This window comes from Pacificimonas flava, assembly GCF_000342165.1.
GTDB lineage: Bacteria > Pseudomonadota > Alphaproteobacteria > Sphingomonadales > Sphingomonadaceae > Pacificimonas > Pacificimonas flava.
On the sequence record NZ_AMRV01000008.1, the window covers coordinates 57,655 to 79,696 of the forward strand.

At 65.6% G+C, this 22,042-nt stretch carries 16 protein-coding genes; 3 read left to right on the forward strand and 13 right to left on the reverse strand.

Annotated features, from left to right (window positions below; translation table 11 throughout):
* Nucleotides 1-13: 13 nt before the first annotated feature.
* The 7 genes from tuf to C725_RS11380 all read right to left on the reverse strand — a co-directional run bounded on the left by tuf (nucleotide 14) and on the right by C725_RS11380 (nucleotide 9,934).
* On the reverse strand, nucleotides 14-1,204 hold the full coding sequence (gene tuf, locus C725_RS11350) for an elongation factor Tu (protein WP_008603067.1): 1,191 nt from the start codon (nucleotides 1,202-1,204) through the stop codon (nucleotides 14-16).
* Between the two features lie 51 nt (nucleotides 1,205-1,255).
* Nucleotides 1,256-3,340, reverse strand: a complete 2,085-nt coding sequence (gene fusA / locus C725_RS11355) for an elongation factor G (RefSeq protein ID WP_008603069.1) — start codon at nucleotides 3,338-3,340, stop codon at nucleotides 1,256-1,258.
* Nucleotides 3,341-3,412: 72 nt separating this feature from the next.
* The gene (gene rpsG, locus C725_RS11360; RefSeq protein WP_008603072.1) at nucleotides 3,413-3,883 is read right to left on the reverse strand and encodes a 30S ribosomal protein S7; all 471 of its coding nucleotides are present in this window, start codon (nucleotides 3,881-3,883) and stop codon (nucleotides 3,413-3,415) included.
* Between the two features lie 15 nt (nucleotides 3,884-3,898).
* Nucleotides 3,899-4,270: a 30S ribosomal protein S12 gene (gene rpsL / locus C725_RS11365; protein WP_008603074.1), complete on the reverse strand. Its 372-nt coding sequence runs from the start codon at nucleotides 4,268-4,270 to the stop codon at nucleotides 3,899-3,901.
* A 399-nt stretch (nucleotides 4,271-4,669) separates the two neighbouring features.
* Nucleotides 4,670-5,953: a Xaa-Pro dipeptidase gene (locus tag C725_RS11370; protein ID WP_008603077.1), complete on the reverse strand. Its 1,284-nt coding sequence runs from the start codon at nucleotides 5,951-5,953 to the stop codon at nucleotides 4,670-4,672.
* A 73-nt stretch (nucleotides 5,954-6,026) separates the two neighbouring features.
* Entirely contained in the window at nucleotides 6,027-8,726 is a 2,700-nt protein-coding gene (secA, locus tag C725_RS11375) for a preprotein translocase subunit SecA (protein WP_008603079.1), read from the reverse strand.
* Between the two features lie 206 nt (nucleotides 8,727-8,932).
* The gene (locus C725_RS11380; protein WP_008603081.1) at nucleotides 8,933-9,934 is read right to left on the reverse strand and encodes a sensor domain-containing diguanylate cyclase; all 1,002 of its coding nucleotides are present in this window, start codon (nucleotides 9,932-9,934) and stop codon (nucleotides 8,933-8,935) included.
* A 133-nt stretch (nucleotides 9,935-10,067) separates the two neighbouring features.
* Here C725_RS11380 and argJ point away from each other — a divergent pair, with 133 nt between their 5' ends.
* The 3 genes from argJ (at nucleotide 10,068) to C725_RS11395 (ending at nucleotide 13,124) form a co-directional block, all read left to right on the forward strand.
* Nucleotides 10,068-11,294, forward strand: coding sequence for a bifunctional glutamate N-acetyltransferase/amino-acid acetyltransferase ArgJ (gene argJ / locus C725_RS11385; protein WP_008603083.1), 1,227 nt, complete (start codon nucleotides 10,068-10,070; stop codon nucleotides 11,292-11,294).
* The gene (locus C725_RS11390; protein WP_008603085.1) at nucleotides 11,291-12,103 is read left to right on the forward strand and encodes an inositol monophosphatase family protein; all 813 of its coding nucleotides are present in this window, start codon (nucleotides 11,291-11,293) and stop codon (nucleotides 12,101-12,103) included. Before argJ ends, C725_RS11390 begins: the two co-directional genes overlap by 4 nt.
* A 118-nt stretch (nucleotides 12,104-12,221) precedes the next feature.
* Entirely contained in the window at nucleotides 12,222-13,124 is a 903-nt protein-coding gene (locus tag C725_RS11395) for a glutathione S-transferase family protein (RefSeq protein WP_008603087.1), read from the forward strand.
* Between the two features lie 28 nt (nucleotides 13,125-13,152).
* On the opposite strand, the gene trxA is transcribed toward C725_RS11395, so the two are convergent.
* The 6 genes from trxA to tsaE form a co-directional block, all read right to left on the reverse strand.
* Nucleotides 13,153-13,473, reverse strand: coding sequence for a thioredoxin (gene trxA, locus C725_RS11400; protein ID WP_008603089.1), 321 nt, complete (start codon nucleotides 13,471-13,473; stop codon nucleotides 13,153-13,155).
* A gap of 112 nt (nucleotides 13,474-13,585) precedes the next feature.
* Nucleotides 13,586-16,891, reverse strand: a complete 3,306-nt coding sequence (gene addA / locus C725_RS11405; RefSeq protein WP_008603091.1) for a double-strand break repair helicase AddA — start codon at nucleotides 16,889-16,891, stop codon at nucleotides 13,586-13,588.
* Complete coding sequence (gene addB, locus C725_RS11410) at nucleotides 16,888-19,836, reverse strand: double-strand break repair protein AddB (protein WP_008603094.1); 2,949 nt, start codon at nucleotides 19,834-19,836, stop codon at nucleotides 16,888-16,890. The genes addA and addB overlap by 4 nt, the downstream gene beginning before the upstream one ends.
* The gene (locus tag C725_RS11415; protein WP_008603096.1) at nucleotides 19,829-20,590 is read right to left on the reverse strand and encodes a nucleotidyltransferase family protein; all 762 of its coding nucleotides are present in this window, start codon (nucleotides 20,588-20,590) and stop codon (nucleotides 19,829-19,831) included. Before C725_RS11415 ends, addB begins: the two co-directional genes overlap by 8 nt.
* Nucleotides 20,587-21,597 carry an aminoglycoside phosphotransferase family protein gene (locus C725_RS11420; RefSeq protein ID WP_051051363.1) on the reverse strand — a complete coding sequence of 337 codons (1,011 nt, stop codon included), beginning with the start codon at nucleotides 21,595-21,597 and terminating at the stop codon, nucleotides 20,587-20,589. Before C725_RS11420 ends, C725_RS11415 begins: the two co-directional genes overlap by 4 nt.
* Nucleotides 21,594-22,037, reverse strand: coding sequence for a tRNA (adenosine(37)-N6)-threonylcarbamoyltransferase complex ATPase subunit type 1 TsaE (gene tsaE / locus C725_RS11425; protein WP_008603103.1), 444 nt, complete (start codon nucleotides 22,035-22,037; stop codon nucleotides 21,594-21,596). Before tsaE ends, C725_RS11420 begins: the two co-directional genes overlap by 4 nt.
* Between the last annotated feature and the right edge of the window lie 5 nt (nucleotides 22,038-22,042).

Genomic DNA, 22,042 nt, shown 5'->3' on the forward strand with positions numbered 1-22,042 from the left:
CGATATTCAATCGTTACTTCGTGATGTCACCGACAACACCCGCGCCGACCGTACGGCCACCCTCGCGGATCGTGAAGCGCTGACCCGAATCCATGGCGATGGGAGCGATCAGCTTCACGCCAAGGTTCACGTTGTCGCCGGGCATAACCATTTCCGTGCCCTCTGGCAAGACCACTTCGCCCGTCACGTCGGTCGTGCGGAAGTAGAACTGCGGACGGTAGTTGGCGAAGAACGGCGTGTGACGGCCGCCCTCGTCCTTCGACAGCACGTACACCTCGGCAGAGAACTCGGTGTGCGGCGTGATCGAGCCCGGCTTCGCCAGAACCTGACCGCGCTCCACGTCCTCACGCTTCGTACCACGCAGCAGCGCACCGACATTGTCGCCGGCCTCACCGCGGTCGAGCAGCTTGCGGAACATTTCGACGCCCGTGACGGTCGTCTTCACCGTGTCCTTGATGCCGACGATCTCGACTTCCTCGCCGACCGTGATCACGCCCTGCTCGACGCGGCCCGTGACAACCGTACCGCGACCCGAGATCGAGAACACGTCCTCGATCGGCATCATGAACGGCTTGTCCAGCGGACGCTCCGGCTGCGGGATCGAATCGTCGACGGCCTTCATCAGCTCGAGGATCTTCTCCTTGCCGATACTGTCGTCGCGACCCTCAAGAGCGGCAAGCGCCGAACCCTTGATGATCGGAATGTCGTCGCCCGGGAAGTCGTACGAGGACAGCAGCTCGCGAACTTCCAGCTCGACCAGCTCCAGCAGCTCCTCGTCGTCGACCTGGTCGACCTTGTTCAGGAAAACGACCATCGCCGGCACGTTGACCTGCTTCGCCAGCAGGATGTGCTCGCGCGTCTGCGGCATGGGGCCGTCGGCGGCGTTCACGACCAGAATCGCGCCGTCCATCTGCGCGGCGCCGGTGATCATGTTCTTCACATAGTCGGCGTGGCCCGGGCAGTCGACGTGCGCATAGTGGCGCTGGTCGGTCTCATACTCGACGTGCGCCGTCGAGATGGTGATGCCGCGCTCGCGCTCTTCCGGCGCCTTGTCGATGTTCGCGAAGTCGACGGCCGCGCCGCCATAGGTCTCCGCCAGCACCTTCGTGATCGCAGCCGTCAGCGTGGTCTTGCCGTGGTCGACGTGACCGATGGTGCCCACGTTAAGGTGCGGCTTATTGCGCTCGAATTTTTCCTTCGCCATTCTCTAACCCTCTGTCTTTCCTAGGTTCAACTGTTTCAACTCGAGGCGCTGTTAAGCCAGTTTCGCCTTCACTTCGTCCGCCACGTTCTGCGGAACTTCCTCATAGTGGCTGAACTGCATCGTGTACTGTGCACGGCCCTGCGTCATCGAACGCAGCTGGTTCACATACCCGAACATGTTCGCCAGCGGCACCATGGCCTCCACGACCTGCGCGACGCCGCGCACCTCGGTGCCCTGGATCTGACCGCGGCGGCTGTTGAGGTCGCCGATCACGTCGCCCATGAACTCCTCAGGGGTCACGACCTCGACTTCCATCATCGGCTCCAGGAGCTTGATGCCCGCCTTCGTCGCCGCCTCGCGCATTGCGCCGCGGCCGGTGATCTCGAACGCCATCGCGGACGAGTCGACGTCGTGATAGGCGCCGTCCGTCAGCTCGACGGAGAAGTCGATGATCGGGAAGCCGATCAGCGCGCCGCTCTCGGCGACCTCGCGAATGCCCTTCTCGACGGAGGGAATATATTCGCGCGGGATGTTGCCGCCCTTGATGGAGTCGACGAACTGCACGCCCGTTCCACGCTCGCCGGGCGAAACGGTCATCTTCACGCGGCCGAACTGACCCGAACCACCCGACTGCTTCTTATGGGTGTAGTCGATATCGACAGTGCGCTTCAGGCTCTCGCGGTACGCCACCTGCGGCGCGCCGACGTTTGCCTCGACCTTGAACTCGCGCTTCATGCGGTCGACCAGAATGTCGAGGTGAAGCTCGCCCATGCCCTTGATGATGGTCTGGCCGCTTTCCTCATCCGACTGCACGCGGAAGGACGGATCCTCCTGCGCCAGGCGGTTGAGCGCGATACCCATCTTTTCCTGGTCGGCCTTCGTCTTCGGCTCGACTGCAACGGAGATCACGGGATCCGGGAACTCCATGCGCTCCAGGATGATCGGCTTCGACGGCGCACACAGCGTGTCGCCGGTGGTGACGTCCTTCAGACCCACGAGAGCGACGATATCGCCGGCATAGGCTTCCTTGATGTCCTCACGGTCGTTCGCATGCATCAGCAGCATGCGGCCGATCTTTTCCTTCTTGTCCTTCACCGAGTTGACGACCTGCGAGGACGCCTCGAGCTTGCCCGAATAGATGCGGGCAAAGGTCAGCGTGCCGACGAACGGGTCGGACATGATCTTGAACGCGAGCGCGGAGAACGGCGCATCGTCGCTGGACGGGCGCGTGTCCTCGACGACCTCGTCGCCGGTGTTCGGCTTCACGCCCTTGATGGCGGGAACGTCGAGCGGCGACGGCATGTAATCGACGACGGCGTCCAGCAGCGGCTGCACACCCTTATTCTTGAACGCGCTGCCGCAGAGAACCGGAACGAACGCATGGCCGAGCGTACCCTTGCGGATCAGCTTCTTCAGCGTCTCCATGTCGGGCTCGTTGCCCTCCAGATACGCTTCCATGATGTCGTCGTCCTGCTCGACGGCGATCTCGATCATCTCCGCGCGCGCCAGTTCGGCGGCTTCAGCCATGTCGGCGGGGATATCGACGACCTCGAACTCGGCGCCCAGCTTCTCATCCTTCCAGATGATGGCCTTGTTCTGCACCAGATCGACAATGCCCTTCAGGTCGGATTCCAGGCCGACCGGCAGCGCCAGCACCAGCGGACGCGCACCGAGGCGGTCCTTGATCATCTCGACGCAGCGCTCGAAGTTCGCACCGGTGCGGTCGAGCTTGTTGACGAAGCACATGCGCGGAACGCGGTACTTGTCGGCCTGACGCCACACGGTCTCGGACTGCGGCTCCACACCGGCAACGCCGTCGAACACGGCGATGGCGCCGTCGAGGACACGCAGCGAACGCTCCACCTCGATGGTGAAATCGACGTGGCCCGGCGTGTCGATGATGTTGACGCGGTGATCCTTCCAGAAGGTCGTCGTCGCGGCGGACGTGATCGTGATGCCGCGCTCCTGCTCCTGCTCCATCCAGTCCATGGTGGCGGCGCCGTCATGGACTTCGCCGATCTTGTAGGACTTGCCGGTGTAGTAGAGGATCCGCTCCGTCGTGGTGGTCTTGCCGGCGTCGATATGCGCCATGATCCCGATGTTGCGGTACATCTCGATCGGATTTTCGCGGGCCATGCGTGTGCCTATCCTATAATTCGAATTTGGGGCGGCCGGACGCTCATCGCCCGGCCGCCGGATCTCGTTTGACTACCAGCGGTAGTGCGAGAAGGCGCGGTTCGCTTCCGCCATGCGGTGCGTGTCTTCGCGCTTCTTCACGGCATTGCCGCGGTTCTGGCTGGCATCCATCAGCTCGCCCGACAGACGCGCCGCCATGGTGTTTTCCGGGCGGCCACGCGCCGCGGAAATCAGCCAGCGAATGGCAAGAGCCTGGGCGCGGTCCGGACGAACCTCGACCGGCACCTGATAGGTCGCACCGCCGACGCGGCGGCTGCGAACCTCGACGGCCGGCTTCACGTTGTTCAGCGCATCGTGGAAGACGCCCAGCGGGTCGCTCTTCATCCGGCCCTCGATCGTATCGAGGGCACCGTAGACGATGCGCTCTGCGGTGGACTTCTTGCCCTGATACATGACGAGGTTCATGAACTTCGTCAGGACGGTATCCCCGAAACGGGGATCAGGCAGGATTTCGCGCTTTTCTGGGCGGCGACGACGGGCCATGGCTCTTCTACCTTCTTACTTCGGCTTCTTGGTGCCGTACTTGGAACGGCTTTTCTTGCGGTCCCCGACGCCCTGCGTGTCGAGCACGCCGCGCAGGATGTGGTAACGAACGCCGGGAAGGTCCTTCACGCGGCCGCCGCGGATCAGCACGACGGAGTGCTCCTGGAGGTTGTGCCCCTCACCCGGGATGTAGCCGATCACCTCGAAACCGTTGGTCAGGCGAATCTTGGCAACCTTACGAAGCGCCGAGTTCGGCTTCTTCGGGGTCGTCGTGTAGACGCGCGTGCAGACGCCGCGCTTCTGCGGGTTCGCTTCGAGAGCGGGGACCTTGTTGCGCGCCTTCTGCGGCTCGCGGCCCTTCCTGACCAGCTGGTTGATCGTCGGCATGTGTCTATGTTCGCCTTCTTCAATTCCAAACCTGAACGCCCGCTCGCACCGGATTCGCGATCCCACCTGCGAACGAACATCGCCCGAAGGCCCCTGCCCCCGCGCGAACGAAAAGAGTCGGCTCCGACAGGCAACCTAACGACCCTGCCCGGACCCAACCGATTAGCTATGTTAACCTCGCGATCTCGCTGAACTTTTGTCAGCCGAGCCGCCTCGCCTTCGAGCAGCGTCTAGGACGAGCGCCTACCACCAGCCCGCGAGCATTAGGCGGCGCATATAGGGATGGCGGCAGCATGGGTCAACACGCAGAATCGGGCGCCTGCCCCCGATTCTCGACCGGCAAGCCCCACTGGCGACGCGATGAGACATCGACCCGCCATGCCCAGCCTCATAGGCGGTTCAGTCAGGCTTGACCACCCATGCGCCGCCTTTGACCACTGCCGCGGGTGACTCGAACAGGGTGACGTCCGCAAGGGGATCACCGGAAACCGCAACGAAGTCGCCGAAAGCACCCGGATCGAGCGTTCCGACCTGCCCTTCCCGGCCAAGCGCCTGCGCCGCTGAAAGCGTCGCGGCGCGGATGGCCTGCAGCGGCGTCATGCCGTATTCCGTCATCACGCGGAACTGCCGGGCGTTGAGGCCGTGCGGGTAGATGGCAGCGTCGGTGCCGAAGATCATCATCGCACCGGCCTCGACCGCCTTACGGAAACTGTCCCGCTGCACCTGTCCGACCTGACGTTCCTTCGCGAGCGATTCCGGCAGGACACCGTTCTTCTCACCCTCCGCCAGCGTGTATTCGGTATTGTAGATGTCCATCGACAGGGCCGTGCCATGCTCCTTGGCGAGGCGGATCGTCTCCTCGTCAAGATAGCTGGCATGTTCCACCGTATCGACGCCGCCCAGGATCGCCGCGCGGATGCCGGCATTGCCGTGTGCATGGGCCGCCACCTTCAGGCCCAGCATGTGCGCCGTCTCCACCGCTGCGCGAATCTCCTCCTCGCTCAGCTGTTGTTCTCCGACGGTCGTGCCTTTCGAAAAGACACCGCCCGTCGCGCACAGCTTGATGACCTCCGCGCCATATTTGCGCATCCATTTGACGCGCGCCTTCATCTCGTCCGGCCCGTTCGCAACGCCGGGCGCGGTCGCCTGATAACTGGGCGGCAGGAAATTGTTGTCGCAGTGCCCGCCGGTTGCGCCGATGGCGTAGCCCGCCGGGACAATGCGCGGCCCGATAATGCGGCCTTCGTCGATCGCCTGACGCAGCGCAACGTCGGCGAAGTCATCGCTGCCGACATTGCGGACAGTGGTAAAGCCTGCGCGGACCGTCGCCTCCGCATTGGGAACCCCCATCACGGTCCAAAAGGCGTCCGTATAGCCAAGACTGCGATAGCCGCCGATGTCTGCAACGCCGGTCAGGTGAACATGCATGTCGATCAGACCCGGAACGAGGGTCAGTCCCGGCAGGTCCACGAACTCCGCGTCCGGCGGTGCGCCGCTGCCGTCCCAAGACACGACGCGGCCATCGGTGATCACCAGTTGCGGGTCGGCCACATAGCGCCCCGTCCGCACATCCAGAAGGCGCGCAGCCGAAACAACGAGCGTCTCCGCAGCGGCAGGCCGGGCGACGACGAGGGTTGCAGCAAGCATGACGGCGCGTGCCGCGAAGAGAGGAATCCTGTTCACGCGCCGGTCGATAGGACGGACCGGCCGACCTGACAAGCGTGCCGGTCGGCCGGTCCGTCCCTGAATTCAGACGTTAGAGCGCACCGTGGCAGTGCTTGTATTTGCGGCCCGATCCGCAGGGGCACGGCGCGTTTCGATTTACCGGTCCGGCATTGTCCGGCATCGGCCGCTGCGCTGTTTGGGTAGGGCCGGCGGGGCGGGAGGGCGGCGCGCTGTCGTCGCGCCCCGTGAGCGGATCAATGTGCGTCGTCACGAACTCGGACGGCGCCGGCATCTCCGGCTCCGGCGCGCGCTCCGGCAGGCGCGCGGTCAGAAGCATGCGCGTCACATCCTCGCGAATGTGGGTCAGCATGGCCTCGAAAAGTGCAAAGGCCTCCTTCTTATACTCGTTGATCGGCTGCTTTTGCGCATAGGCACGCAGCCCGATGGAGGAGCGCAGTGCGTCGAGCGTCGCCAGATGCTCCTTCCAGCGATAGTCGATCGACTGCAACAGGAAGCTCTTCTCGATCTCGCGCCAGCGGCCCTCCGGCAAGCGCGCAACCTTTTCCTCCAGATCCGACTTCGCGGCTTCTTCCAGGCGCCCCACAAAGAGTTCCTGATCGACCGCATCTTCCTGCATCCAGGCGTCGATAGGGGGCTCCATGCCGAGGACGCGGGAAACCTCCTCCTTCAGCCCCTCGACGTTCCACTGCTCGGGATAGGACCCCGGGGGCGCGTTCAGCGTGATGATCTCCTCGATCGTCTCTGCGCGCATCTCCTCGACGACGTCATCGACGCGTTCGGAATCCATCACTTCCTCGCGCTGCTGATAGACCACCTTGCGCTGGTCGTTCATGACGTCGTCATACTGCAGCAGCTGCTTGCGAACGTCGTAGTTGCGCGCCTCCACCTTTTTCTGCGCGGTCTCGATCGCCTTCGAGATCCAAGGATGCTCGATCGCCTCGCCTTCTTCCAGCGAGCTGTTCATCATGCGGTTGAGAAGATTCTGCTGACCGAAGATCCGCAGGAGGTCGTCTTCCAGCGACAGGAAGAAGCGGCTGAGCCCGGGGTCGCCCTGACGCCCCGACCGGCCGCGCAGCTGATTGTCGATGCGCCGGCTTTCGTGCCGCTCAGTGCCGAGGACGAAGAGGCCGCCGGCCTGCTTCACGGCCTCACGCTCGGCCTTGATCTCTTGCTCGATGCGCTCGATCTCGCGGGTCTTGTCCGGCCCGTCCTCCATCGCGGACAGCTCATCGGCGACACGGAAATCGACATTGCCGCCAAGCTGGATGTCCGTGCCGCGCCCCGCCATGTTGGTGGCGATCGTGACGGCACCGAGGCGACCGGCCTGGGCCACGATATGCGCTTCCTGTTCGTGGAAGCGGGCATTGAGAACGCTGTGATCGACACCCTCCTTCTTCAGAAAGGCTGAGAGAAGTTCGGACCGCTCGATGGAGGTCGTGCCCACGAGCACCGGCTGACCCTTGGCCGCCGCCTCCCGAATGGCGACGACGATCGCCTTGTACTTGTCCTCCGCATTCTTGAAGAACTGGTCGTCGTAATCCTCTCGCTGAACCGGCAGGTTCGTCGGGATCTCGACCACGTTCAGCTTATAGATGTCGTAGAATTCCGGCGCCTCGGTCGCCGCCGTTCCGGTCATGCCCGACAGCTTCGGGTACATGCGGAAATAGTTCTGGAAGGTGATCGTCGCCAGCGTCTGGTTCTCCGGCTTGATGTCGACGTCTTCCTTCGCCTCCACCGCTTGGTGAAGCCCGTCCGACCAGCGGCGCCCGTCCATCATGCGACCCGTGAATTCGTCGATGATGACGATCTTGCCATCCTTCACGATATAGTCGGTGTCGCGCTTGAACATCTTGATGGCACGCAGCGCCTGGTTCGTATGGTGAACGATCTGTGTATTCTCGATGTCATAGAGGTTCGAGCCTTCCAGAAGCCCGGCATCCTCCAGCAGACGCTCGATACGTTCGGTGCCGTCCTCGGTCAGCTGTATCGATTTCTGCTTCTCGTCGATCTCGTAATCGTCCTCGCCAAGCTGGCGCACGATCTTGTCGACCGCGACGTACATTTCCGACTTGTCCTCGGTCGGACCGGAGATGATCAGCGGCGTACGCGCCTCGTCGATCAGGACCGAATCGACCTCGTCGACCACGGCATAGTTGAACGGCCGCTGCACCATGCTCGCGCGCGAATATTTCATGTTATCGCGCAAATAGTCGAAGCCGAACTCGTTGTTCGTGCCATAGGTGATGTCGGCGGCGTAGGCGTTCCGGCGCTCGTCCTCCGGAAGATCGGGAATGATGACGCCGACGGACAGTCCCAAGAAGGTGTAGAGGCGGCCCATCCACGCCGCGTCGCGACTGGCCAGATAGTCGTTCACGGTCACCACGTGGACGCCCTTGCCCTCCAGCGCGTTCAGATAGACGGCGCAGGTGGCGACGAGCGTCTTGCCCTCACCCGTCCGCATTTCCGCAATCTCTCCGCGGTGGAGAACGATGCCGCCGACAAGCTGCACATCGAAGTGGCGCATGCCGAGGACGCGTTTCGAGCCCTCCCGCACGGTCGCGAACGCCTCCGGCAACAGTGCATCCAGCTTTTCGCCGTCTGCGAGCCGCTTGCGGAACTCGACCGTCTTGCCGGTCAGTTCGTCATCGCTCAGCGCTTCGAACTCCGGCTCCAACTCGCCGATACGGCGGATCGTCGGCTTCAGACTGGCGACGTATCTGTCGTTGGAAGAACCAAAAAGGCGCTTCGCGAGCGCGTCGAGACCGAGCATTGAACATCCTTGCCGTATGACGAACCCTTTGGATGGGTCCCCGTGAATGGGCAGTCGGCGCATATCGCGGCCCCGAACAGGGCAATACCGCGCACACCGCTTCCACCGTCCGCCGGCAGATCGCAAACGGACCCGACGGCTGCGCGCGACATAGGAAGGGGCCGTAGAGAGGTCAATAAAGCGCCCCGGCCGCAAACGCCGCCGCCCTACCCGATCCGCCCGGTCTTCGCGACGACAGCCCGGGCTCGTCCCTGGCGTTTTGCCTGGTAAAGAGCGTCGTCGGCGGCGCGCTTCAACGTGGCCGCATCCGTGCCGCTTCGCGAAAAGATGGCGCCGCCGACGCTGACGCTTATGGGCTGCCTGATCTCGGCGAGTTCCCGGCAGGCCTTGGCGAACGTCGCGGCGTCCTCCACCAGCGGCAGGACGATGCCGAATTCGTCGCCGCCAATCCGCGCAGCGGTCGCCGGCGCGGAAAAGCGCTCGCGTAGCCGCTCGGCGACCGCGCAAAGCACCTGGTCGCCGCGTTCGTGACCATCCGCGTCGTTCACCCCCTTGAAGTGATCGAGATCCACGAAGATCAAGCCCACCATGCTGCCCCCATCATCCGGATCGCCGTCCCTGTCCATCAGGGCCGCCTCCAGCATTTCATTGAAGACGGTGCGGTTCGGCAGGCCCGTCAGCGGGTCGTGTTGTGCCAGCCAGCGCAGCCTTTCTTCCTCCTCCCGCCTCACCGTCGTGTCGGTGCGCGTTCCGATTATGCGCACCGCGCGACCGGCCTCGGTCCGGGCGACCACCCGGGCCCGCTCGACCACCCAGATGAATCCACCGTCGCGGCAGCGCAGCTGATGTTCGTGCTCGGCATAGTCGGTGTGCCCCTTCAGGCAGCCCAGCAACTTCGCCCGCCATTCCCGCCATTCCTGCGGCCAAACATAATGTTCATGCACCGTATCGAAGGACAAGGGCGGCAACGTATCATAACCCTGCAGCGCAAGCGCCGCGTCGGACATCCAGAAATCGCCAGTGGAAACATTCCAGTCCCAGACGCCGATGCCGGTATTGTCCAGCGCCAGCTCCAAACGGTCCTTGGCGCTTTGAAGCGCGGCCAGACGCTCTTGCAGATGGCGGATGCTTGCCCTCAGCGCCTCCGCCTCTGCGCTTGCAGCGGGCAGCGCCGCCTCCTTTTTCGCACCGGATGGGTTACCAACCAAGGAACGTCTCCGCAAAACCGTTCGTCCGGAACACGGATCCGCAGCGATTCCGCCCGACATGGAGTGGCGGGAACCATTCGCTTCGACTATCGGATCGAGGGTACGCATACGCAAACAGGAACTCGATTCTAAAGTGAAATGGTCTGAAGAGAAAGAGGATGCACCGCTGCCCCGGGTCGCTGGTGTCGAACTGGCAACGGCGGAGGCGGGCTACAAGTATCGCGAACGTGCGGACCTTCTGATCTGCCGCTTCGCTCCGGGCACGGTCGCCGCGGGCGTTACGACCCGGTCCCTGTGCGCATCGCCGGAGGTGGAATGGTGCCGGACGCGGTTGGCGGCCGGCGGCGAGGCACGTGCGCTGATCGTCTCCGCCGGCAATTCGAACGCCTTTACGGGACGTGCGGGCGCGGACGCGGCGAAACGCATCGCCGCATCCGCCGCGAATGCGTTGAACGTGCCCGAAGCCGGCATCTACCTGTCGGCGACCGGCGTCATCGGAGAACCGCTGCCGGCCGAAAAGGGCGAACGCGCGATCGCCGGCGCGGCCGGACGGCTGGGGGAAGCGAAGGACTGGGTTGCGGCCGCCGCCGCCATCGGTACGACGGACACGTTCACGAAGACCGCCTCCGCAACCGCCATCGTCGGCGGCGAAACCGTCACGCTGGTGGGGATTGCCAAGGGGTCGGGCATGATCGCGCCCGACATGGCGACCATGCTCGCCTATGTCTTCACCGACGCGAATGTCTCGGCAAAGGCGCTTCAGGCGATGGTGGCAGCCGCCAACCGTCTGAGCTTTTCATGCATCACGGTCGACGGCGACACGTCGACCAGCGACACGCTGCTTGCCTTCGCCACAGCCTCAGCCGATGCGCCGCGCATAGAAACGCAGGACTCCCCCGGCGCCGATGCCTTGCAGGCCGCGATCACCGACATATGCACCGATCTGGCGAAGCAGATCGTCCGTGATGGCGAGGGCGCTTCGAAGTTCATCACTATCGACGTCACCGGCGCCGCCTCTGCCGAGAGTGCCCACCGGATCGCCCTGTCGATCGCCAACTCGCCGCTCGTGAAGACTGCGATTGCGGGTGAAGACGCGAATTGGGGCCGCATCGTCATGGCTGTCGGAAAGGCCGGCGAGCCCGCCGACCGCGATCGCCTGTCCATCCGCTTCGGAAATACCGTCGTCGCAGAAGCCGGCGCGCGCGTCCCGGACTATGAAGAGGCGCCCGTCAGCGCCCATCTGAAAGGCGCAGAAATCGACATCGGCGTCGATATCGGCATTGGCGAGGGCCGCGCCCGCGTCTGGACGTGCGACCTGACGCACGGGTACATCTCCATCAACGCGGACTACCGCAGTTGAGCGGACTTTCGCTCGCCGCCCGGCTGCATGCGGAAGTGTCGGCGCTGCTCCGAAATGTGGCGGCGGACATCGTACTGCCGCGATACCAGGCTCTTGCCGCGCACGAGATCGAGGAAAAGGAGCCGGGCGAACTGGTAACGGCGGCGGACCGGGAAAGCGAAGATCGCCTGACGGTTGGATTGTCGTCGCTGGAACCCTCGGCGAAGGTCATCGGCGAGGAGGCGTGCGCCGCCGACGCGCAGCTTCTGTCCACAGTCGGCCAGGGCCTGCAGTGGATCATCGATCCCATAGACGGCACCGGCAATTATGCAGCCGGCCGACCGCCATTCGGGATCATGGTCGCGCTCGCCGACGGCGCCGACGCGCTGGCCGGGTGGATGCTCGACCCGCTGACCGGCCGATTGTGCCACGCGCGCGTCGGTGAGGGCGCGTTCCTGAACGACCAACCCCTGCGCGCCGTCGCCACCGGGGCCATAAAGCCCGTCGCTGCGCTTGCGACAGGGTTCATGACGGCGGAGGAACGCGAGACGCTGACGCAAAAGGCGTCGGGGCACCTCACCATCGTGCCCATCCCGCGCTGCGCTGCCGAACAATATCCGCGCCTGACCCTGGGCGAGAACGACATTTCCGTCTTCCGCCGTACATTGCCGTGGGATCATGCCGCCGGCGCGTTGTTCCTGAACGAGGCCGGTGGACGGGTACGCCGTACCGACGGCAGCGCCTACCGGCTCGGCGACAGGCGCACCGGCCTCCTCGCAGCGTCCTCCCCGGCCCTGTGGGACCGCGCAGCGCAAATCTTCTACGGTTAAGCGTCGCCCGCCCCCGCAGGTCCTCGGCGATCTATTCGTGACGGGCACGTATCTTTTGGCCTTGGCAAAAGCGTTTCTATGGTTAACGGCTTCATTTCCAAGACCTTCGGGAGCGAATATGCCGGACATCGTTCTTCACCACTACGCCACCTCGCCCTTCTCTGAGGTCATTCGTCTAGCGCTGGGGCTGAAGGACATATCGTGGAAGTCGGTCGAAATTCCGAACATCGCGCCGAAGCCGGACCTGACGGCACTGACCGGCGGCTATGAGAGGACGCCTGTGTTGCAGATCGGCGCTGACATCTATTGCGACACCGCCATCATCGTCGACCGTCTGGAACGCGCTGTGCCGCAGCCAAGCCTTTACCCCCAACCGCTTGGCCTTGCCGGGCGAATGATCGCGCTTTGGGCGGGCGGACCGGCCTTTCGTCCTGCGGTCGGTCACGCACTCGGCGCGGTTCATGAGCAAATCCCCCAGGCGTTCTGGGATGATCGAGCCCGGCGCTTCGGACTGTCAAGAGAGGCGTTCCTGCCCGCCCTGCCCCATTTTGAAGCGCAGTTCGCGGCCAACATCGCGCTGCTGGAGCAGGCGCTGGACGACGGCCGGCGATTCATCGGCGGACAACAGGCCGGCCATGCCGATCTCGCGCTTTACATGCTGGTCTGGTTTCAGTCTCTGCGCGGCCAGAGGCCCCAGGAATTCGGGGATGTCATTGCCGAATGGGCCGGGCGCGTTGGCGCCATCGGGCACGGACAACGGGAAGACTGGACGGCCGCACAGGCCATCGAACATGCCCGGGCGGAAGAGCCGCTGCACGACTTTGCCGTGGCGCCGAACAGCGGCTTTCATGCCGGCGACATCGTGTCGGTATCGCCGGAGGGTCCCGATTCGGCCGCCATTGTGGGGACACTGATCGGCCTCGACGATTGCACGATCACCGTGTCGAGAGAGGACAAGCGCGCGGGAAAGGTGCATGTGCACGTCCCGCGCGCCGGTCAGGTGCTGACCGCCGCAGCCTGAGGGTCGCCGCGGCGGCGGAACGAACGGGTCAGGCCGTCTCGCTGTCCAGCCAGTCCTTGATCGAACTCTTCGGCTGCGCTCCCACCTTGGTCGAAACGGGTTTGCCGTCCTTGAACAGGATCATGGTGGGGATGCCCTTGATGCCGAATTCGGCGGCAAGGTCCGGGTGGTCATCGGTGTTCAGCTTCGCGATGGTGACACCGTCCATCTCGTCCGAAAGCTCCTCGAGCGCCGGTGCGATCTGCCGGCAGGGGCCGCACCAGGGCGCCCAGAAATCAATCAGGACGGGCTTGCCCGCCTGCTTTACTTCGCTTTCGAAATTTTCCGGGGTGATCGCCGTGGTCGCCATATCTGGTCTCCGAACAAATGATTTTCCAACACATGGCGCGCGGCCACGCCGACGGCAAGGGGTCCTGGGCCTGCGACGAACCAAGGCTTTCTGTCGGATGCGATAGCGCCGCTTAAAGCCAGATCAGCCGTGGGCCGGCCGTATAAAGCAGGCCCGCCTCAACCCGGCGGTCGGGGAAGATCGTTTCCACCGCCGCCCGATATGCCGCCATTTGCGCGCGGTGGCGGGGCCGAACCTCCTCTGCGCTTGCCGGAACCTTCCGGTCGGTCTTGTAATCGACCAGCCGGACACGGTCCGGCCCGACCAGCAACAGGTCGATCGTGCCGGCGATGACATCGGTGCCGACGATCGCGGAAACGGGCGCCTCCCGCAGCGCGCCCGCGCGGAAAAGATCCGCATGCTCCGGGGCCGTCATGACCGCGAGCACCTCGTCCGCCAGCGAACCCGCATCGAGGTTCTGACCGCGCGCAGAGATGTAGGACGTCGCGGCCTCGCGCCAATCTTCGGGCGGCAGGTCCGGCAATTTTTCGAAAAGGGCATGGAGAAGCCGGCCCCGCAGCGCCGCGCGTTCCAGTTCCGGGCCGGGCGGCGGCAGGCCGCCCTCCTCCTCGACAGCGGACGGTGCCAATGGTCGCGGCGGCCGAGCCTCCGGCGGGGCGGGCTCCGCCGCCCAGCTTGGAATAACTGGACGAAAGATCGCGCTCGCCTTTTCCTCTGCCTGCGACGCCGCCGCCACGCCCTCCTTGTAGCGCAGGGCGACACCGCCCCAGCGCTCCGCCTTTTCTTCCTCGGTTTCCAGCGTCTGCAGGGCGGCATGCATCACATCCCACCAGCTTTCGCCAGTCCGGCCGGCGATGCCGCCTGCGAACAGATAATCCTCTGCGCGCGTCATGGCGACGTAGAGAAGGCGAAGACTTTCTTCCGCCTCCTTCCTCTCTGCCACGGCATGAAGCGCCGCCAGATTTCCGGGCAGATCGCCCTTGCGAAATCCATAGATCGGCAGCGGCGGCTCGCCCGCAAGGAGCTGGGAAATGCTCGCTTGCCCGGAAGCCTTTGCCGCGTCCGCCATGATAACGACGGGTGCCTGCAGGCCCTTCGCGCCGTGCACCGTCATGATGCGAACGGCCGATTGCGGCGCCTCGGGATCGCGCTTGACCTCGATATCGTCGGCGACGGCCAGCCAGTCGAGAAAGCCCTGCAAGGACGGGGCTGCCACACGCTCATAGGCAAGCGCCTGGCTGAGAAGTTCATCCAGCGGATCGCGCGCCTCGCTCCCCAATCGGCGCAGCAGCTTTGCCCGCCCCTTCAGCGGACCCGACAACATCGCCTCCAGGAAATCATAGGGCGTCCGGAAATCGGCCATCCCGAGAACCTCGCCCAGCCATGCGCGCGCGGCCTCAGCATGCGCGGTGCGTGCCTGCCGCAGCGCGAACCATAGCGTCGCGGGGCCTGCACGCGTATGAGCCAGATCGTAGAGCTGCTTCTGCGACCAGCCCAGGAAGGGCGAGACGAGAATCTCCGCAAGCGACAGATTGTCCTCAGGCTGCAATGCGAAGCGGATCAGGGAGAGGCAGTCGCGCACGGCAAGCGGCGCGGTCAGGCGCAGCCGGTCGGCGCCCGCGACCGGGACCCCCTCCGCATGCAGGGCGGCAACGAGTTCGGGCACCAGATCGCCGCGCGAGCGGAGAAGGATGAGGATGTCCTGCGGCGCGGCGGCCCGCCCCTTCGACGGAAGAAACAGGCCGCGGTCCAACCAGCCCTTCACCTCCGCGGCTATGCGAGAGGCGATCGCCCGCTCCTTATTGTCGGCCTCCGCTGGCGGCAGCGGGTTTTCGTCCGTGCCGAGCTTCGGCCAAAGCGTGACGGCGCCCGCGTCCCCGGCCCTGTGCGGAATATGCGGCGGAATCTCGCTGTCCATGCCGAACGCGGCGTGGCCCTTCAGCGCGATGACGCGGTCGACCGCCGTCAGCACGGCCGGAACGGAACGGAACGAACGGCTCAGCGGCACCGGAACGAAGGGCTGCCCCGCCGCCGCCGCGCGCGCGGCCGTTTCCTCCCGGGCCGTTCGAAACTCTTCAGGGTCGGTTCCCTGAAAGCCAAAGATCGCCTGCTTGTAATCGCCCACGGCGAACTGCGTGCGGGGGCCGGGCAGATCGTCCTCCCGCGCGCCTTCTCCGGAGAAGAACTCGGCGGTCAGCGCATGGACGATGCGCCACTGCGCCGCGTTCGTATCCTGCCCCTCGTCGACGAGTACGTGATCGATACGCTGATCCATCTTGTAGAGCACCCACGCACCCGGAACGCTGTCGAGAAGATGCGCGGCCTCGGCAATCAGATCATCGAAATCGACGGCGCCCAGATGGCGCTTCGTCTCCTCATAGGAGGCTGCGAGCCGTCGCCCGACTCGCAGATGCAGCGCGGCGATCTCCGCCACCTCCAGCCGGCGCAGCGTGTCGCGCAGCCGATCCAGGCAGACGGTGGCCTCGCTCTGAAATGGCTCCAGCGCCGCGCTCGGCTTCCGGGGGTCGCCCGTGGTCGTGAAGCAGGTGGCGAACAGGTCCGGCAGAATATCCGTCCGGTACAGCGCTTCCGCCCGAAAGAATGCCTCGATACTCGCCAGCCATTGCGGACCGTTCGCCTTCGAATTCCACCGCGACAGGGCGCTGGCATAGTCACGAAGAGTACTTTCCAGCGCGCCGTCTCTGGCGATTTCGGCGCGCAGCACCTCCTCCGCTGTGCCCTCTGGCGGCAGGTCGAGAATGCGGCGCAGGGCGGCGGTCAGTTCCGCTTCGCTGCGATAGGCGGACAGCCGGCGCCGCTCCCGCAGCAGCGTCTCCATCATCTTCGCCGCGCCGGCATCGCCATGCTGAACGGCCAGCCGTCCGAGATCGTCCAGGAAGGCCGCATCCCCCTCGGCCGCCGCCGCCTCGATCGCGCCCTCCAGGACCTGACGCTTCACCTGCAATCCCGACCGGTCGTCGAGCGTTTGATAGCCGGGCGTGACGCCGGCCTCGATCGGGAAGGCGGCGAGAAGAGAGGAGGCAAAGCTGTGCAGCGTCTGCACCTTGAAGCCGCCGCGCACATCGAGCGCGCTGGCGAACAGTGTGCGCGCACGCCGAAGCATGGCTGCGCCGGGCAACTCGCCGATCGCACGAAGATCGGCTGCGATCTCCTCATCCTCGGCGGTCACCCACCGGGCCAGCCGTTCCAATATCCGGTTCTGCATCTCCGCCGCGGCGGCCTTCGTGAAGGTCAGCGCCAGAATGCCCTCCGGCCGCGCGCCGCTCGCCAAGAGGCGCAGAACCCGGGCCGACAGGACCTGCGTCTTGCCCGTCCCCGCAGAGGCGGAGACCCAGGCATGAACGTCGGGGCCCGCCGCCTGGCGCTGCTCGTCGGTCAGGGGCAGCAGTGCCTTCATCCGCGCACCTCCCCTTCCCATTCCTGCACGCGTGCGAGCTGCTCGTAATCGTTATACGGCGCGAATTCCGGCCGCAGACGCGCGGTAAAGGGGGCATTGCCGGTCAGCCACCGTGCGATGGTCTGGCGAAACCGCTCTCGCGCTTCCTCGAAATAGGCCGGCAGATCGCGCCAGACATTGTCCTTGCGCATCCGTTTGTTCGTGCTGGAGGTGATGGTGCCTTGCCGCTCGCCGCCCGACAAACGCCAATAGGCGATCTCCTCGACGGTCCGTTTGTCGAGATCGTCGAACGCGCCCGCCTCCGCCATCCACGCGAGAAGAGCGAGCTGATCGGCATAGCCTTCCGCGATTCGTCCCGGCGCAGGCGGCTGGCCCGTCTTGTAGTCGGCAATGGCGACGCCGGCGCCGGTGTCGAAGATGACGTCCGCCTTGCCCTTCAGGCGAACGCCGTCCACCGGCATCTCGCCCCAGCGCTCCACCGCCGCGATGCGGACCTGCCGCGCCTCCAGCGCCGCGAACTGCTCCGCCGCCCAGCCGAGCATGCGCTCGACCCGAGGCTGCCAGAGCGCCGTCATCAGCGGATGGTCCGAATAGGCGCGAAGCGCGGTTTCGATCGCCGCGGCGCGGCGCACCTCGTCGCCCAGCGCACCCTCACGCGACAGCGTTTCCATCAGGTCGTGAACGATTGTTCCCCGCTGCGCCGGACCGGCCTTTTCCCCCAGCGCGTCGAGGCGGCTGAGACGCAGCAGACGCTTCGCGTAGAACTGGAACGGATCGGCACGCAGTGTCTCCACCTCCGTAACGCTGATCTCCCGCGGCCGTTCATCGACCGGGGGGGCGGGCTCCGGCCGCGGCGCTGGCGCGCGTGTCTCGCTGCTGTCGAGCGCGGAGGCGAGCGCCGCGATCTCGCCATCGCGGGGCAGGTCGGAGCCAAGCAGTGCGTCGAGACGCAGCCAGAAGCGCGAGGCCACGGTCGGCGCACTCGCGTCCCGCTTCGAGCGGGTCAGGAGCACCTCGGGCGCACCGCACGCCTGTACGAAATCGTGCGCCGACAGGGCCAGCGCGCGGTCGGTGGGCGGCAGACCGAGCGCCGCCCTGACCTTTGGCGGCAACCACGGGTCGAACGTGTCTGAGGGCGGCCAGACCCCCTCGTTCAGGCCGCCAAGGATCATGAGATCGGCACGCTGCAACCGGGCCTCCAGCAAGCCGTAAATGGCAAGGCGCGGGTGGCGGCCATAGGCGGGCCGCACGGCGACCGTGCCGAGAACGGCGCCAAGGAAGGCCGGCAGGTCCGCCGCCCTCGCCGCTCCACCATGCGGGCCGAGACGTTCCAGTTCCGCAAGCATTTCGGCCGCGGCCCGGCCGGCCTGCCCCGCCAAGAACCGCTCGTCCGAAAGCGACTCGATCAATGTGCGCAGATGCGCCGCTGCGGCGCCGAGATTGCCGAGCGTCCGCTGCTGGAAGAGCGTCGCCACCGGGCGCAGCTTCGTTTCGATGTCCTTCCACCAGGCGATCAGCGCCTCGCGCCCTGCCTCATCCTTCGTCACCGTCGTGGTCAGCCGATTGCGCACGCCCTGCAGGCCGCGGGCAGGCCGCACGCCGCGCAGGGCAAGATCGAGACGCCGCACCTTGATCAGCCAGTCTCCGCGCGCCTCGGCAGGCGGTCCTGCGAGCGGGTGTTTCAGAAGCGCCATCAGCGGGACGGGCGCGAAGCCCGATGCAGCCGCTTCCAGCGCCAGCCGCATGAATCCGCCAGGCGGGGTCAACGACAGCGGCTGGCCGGCGGAATCGTCGATGTCGATGCCCCAGCGGCGCATCTGCGCAGCCACGCGCCGGGCAAGATCGCGATCCGGCGTCACGAGCGCTGCCGTCTTTTCCGGGACGGTCAGCGCTCGGCGTAGCGCAAGGGCGATGCCTGACGCCTCTTCCGCCGGTGACGCCGCTTCGAACCGTGTCATTCCCTTTGGCGCAGGAATCGAGAGTGCGTGCCAATCCGCCGTGCGGGCTGGCGGCTGAAACGCAGCCGCGAGCAGAGGAGTACGCTCCGCCTCTCCATCGCGCGTGCCCGCCCCCGGCCACAAGTCCACTTCGCCCCGGCGGACCTCCATGCCCTCCAGCAGCAGCTTCATCGGCACTTGCGGGTGCGGACCGGTGGGGGACAGCCGGTCCCACTCTTCCTCCGGCATGTCCAGGTCGAGCCCCGGAAAGACCACGGCCCCTCCGGGAAGCCGGGCGATCGCGCCAAGCAGCGCCGCCGCCGCCGGATCGGCACTGGCGATGCCGGCCGCAATCATGGGACCGGCCGGGGGGTGCGCCTGCCACCGGGCCGTCAGGCGCCGCAATTCCGCCTGCCGCTCGGTGACGCGGTCGCTCATCCCCAGTTCGGTCAGCACGCCCGGCCATTCGCCGATGACAATATCAAGGAATTGTACCGTCCGCTGCCAATGCGCGGCCATTTCGCCCTCGACCGCGCCTGGCAGGTCGCGTCCGTCCACTCCGTGAAGCTGCACGAGATCGAGCGCGCGGCCGAGCGCCTCCGCGAGCCGCCATGTCTCGACCTTCGCGCGGCTCTGACCGGTCCGCTCTTGCCAATGTTCGACGAGCGGCATCAGGCGCATGGTGCGCTCCAGCGCGCCGATCTGCGGCCGGCGCGAAAAACTTTCCGCATCCGTAGGCACGCCGGGCGCGAAATCGTCTTCCAGATCGCCGAGCACGATCAGCTTCGGCAGCAGCAAGGCGCCGCCGGCCGCACGGACAAACGCCTCGTTCAGCGCGCGGACCGCACGGCGGCTGGGCAGGAGGACGGTCGTGCGCGCGAGCGACAGTTCGTCCGTGCTGCTCGCGGCGCCGAAGGGATGGCCGGCCAGAAGCCCCTCGGCGAGGCGGTCGGCAAAGGCGCCGTGCGCCGGGATCGTATACAGGCTCGGTCGGCGCGCCTCACTCACCGCGCAGGCGGGCCTCGGTGTCCGGCACGGCCTCCGGAGTTCCGACATGATACCAGCCCCCCTGATGGGCGAAGCCGTAAAGGCGGCCCTCTTCCAGCAGCTTGTCGAAGACGACGTTCAGGCTGAACTTCCCGTCCGGCGTGCCCTGGAATGCGCTCTTCTTGATGATCTGCGCGCCGCTGTAGACGAAAGGCGCCACGCGGCTCCCTTGCCGCCGCGTCAGCTCGCCCGACTGCGTCATGTGAAAGTCTCCGCGGCCGTCATAGCCGTTCGCGCGGCTGAGCGGCACCAACAGGAGCAGCGCATCCATCGCCTCCGGGTCCCAACGCTGGGCAAGCAGCGAAAGCGTGTCGCACGGTCCGTCCATCAGGATATTGTCGCTGTTCAGGATCAGGAATGGATCCGCGTCGATCAAATCCAGCGCCTTCTTCACCCCGCCGCCGGTCTCCAGCAATTGCTGGCGCTCATCGGACAGATGAATGGCGAGGCCGGCAGGAACGCGCTTCACATGCGCCTCCACCTGATCGGCCAGATAGTGGGTGTTCACGACTGCTTCGCCGACCCCGGCGCGCACCAGCGAATCGAAGCTGTAGTCAATCAACGGACGCCCGGCCACCTGGATCAGCGGTTTCGGCCGGGTCGCCGTCAGCGGACGCATGCGCCGCCCCAGACCGGCCGACAGCACCATCGCGGCCCGCGGAACATCCGCCTCGATCCGCGGCCTCAGGGCCAGCGGCGCACTTACCTTGCTCACACGGCCTCCAATGCCAGATTTCGGCGCGCCTCTACCGGCAGATGCGCGTCGAACCAAGTCCTTAGCGGCGCAAGGACGGGATGTTCGAGATTCGTATCGAGCTGCCGCCACAAACGCGGCAGATGCTGCAGATAGCGGGGCTTCCCGTCGCGTCGCCACAAGCGCACGAACACGCCCAGAATGCGTGCGGCGCGCTGCGTCCCCATGACGGCATAGCTGGCACGGAACCGGCCCGCATCGAAGGACGGCAAGGCCGACAGATAGCGGTGCAGCATATCCGCCTCGATACCGACCCCCACGTCGCGGCGCGCGTCCTGCAGCAGCGACACGAGATCATAGCTCGCCGGTCCGCGCATGGCGTCCTGAAAGTCGAGGATGCCGACGCGCGCTTCCGCCTGCCGATCCGGCAGCCACATCAGATTGGGTGAATGATAGTCCAGCTGCACGAGCCGGTCGTCTGCATAGCCCGCCGCCGGCAGAACGGCCTGCCATGCCGCCTCATAAGAGCGGCGCACGCTCTCCGGCGGCGCGCCGTCCATGAGTTCGGGCCAGTGCCAGTCGAGCAGCAACCCCGCCTCTGCGATCATGCGCGCGTGGTCGTAGCGAGGAATTTCGACGGCACCCAGATTGGCCGGCATCTCCACCCGGTGCAGCGCCACGAGCACGTCGGTCGCCGTTTCGTACAAGAGCCGCTCGTCCCGCCGGTCCGGCAGGATGGAGAAATACTGCAATTCACCCAGATCCTCGAGCAGGATGAAGCCATCGGGCAGCCGTTCCGCGTGGATCGTCGGCGCGCTGAGACCGAAGGATTTGATATGCCGAGCCAGGGCGACGAACCATTCGCTGCGCTCCGAGGGGCGCGGCGCGTACATCAGCACGCGTGTTTCGGTGCCCCGCCGCAACCGGTAATATTGCCTGAACGCAGCGTCGGCGCTGAATTCCTCGATCTCGCACTCGCCCCAACCGCAGTCGCCCAGAAAGTCCTCGGCCCCGGCGGGAAGCTTCACAGTCTTTCCCATCGGGCTTCCCAAGCTGCCGGCAGGAGACAAGTCAACTCGCGCACGTCGCCTCCCGTGCCGGAAATCGACAGGCAGAGCGCGGGGCCCGGCAACTCGCCGTCTCCCATTTCCGGCCATTCGACGAGAAGGACGCCGTCTTCCAATATCTCCTCGAACGCGAGAGCGCGCACATCCTCGGGCCTGTCGAGACGGTAGAGGTCGGCATGCCACACCGGCAGTCGCAGCCCGTCGTCGTCATAGGGCTGGACAAGCGTAAATGTCGGGCTCGGCACCTCGCCGCAATGACCCAGGCCGCGGAGCACTGCCCGGCAAAGGCTCGTCTTGCCGCTTCCGAGCGGGCCCGAAAGCAGCACGACGTCCCCCGGCTCCAGCAGCGTAGCAAGACGCTTCCCGAACGCCGAAAGCGCGGATTCGCTCGCAAGGCTCAAGCGCC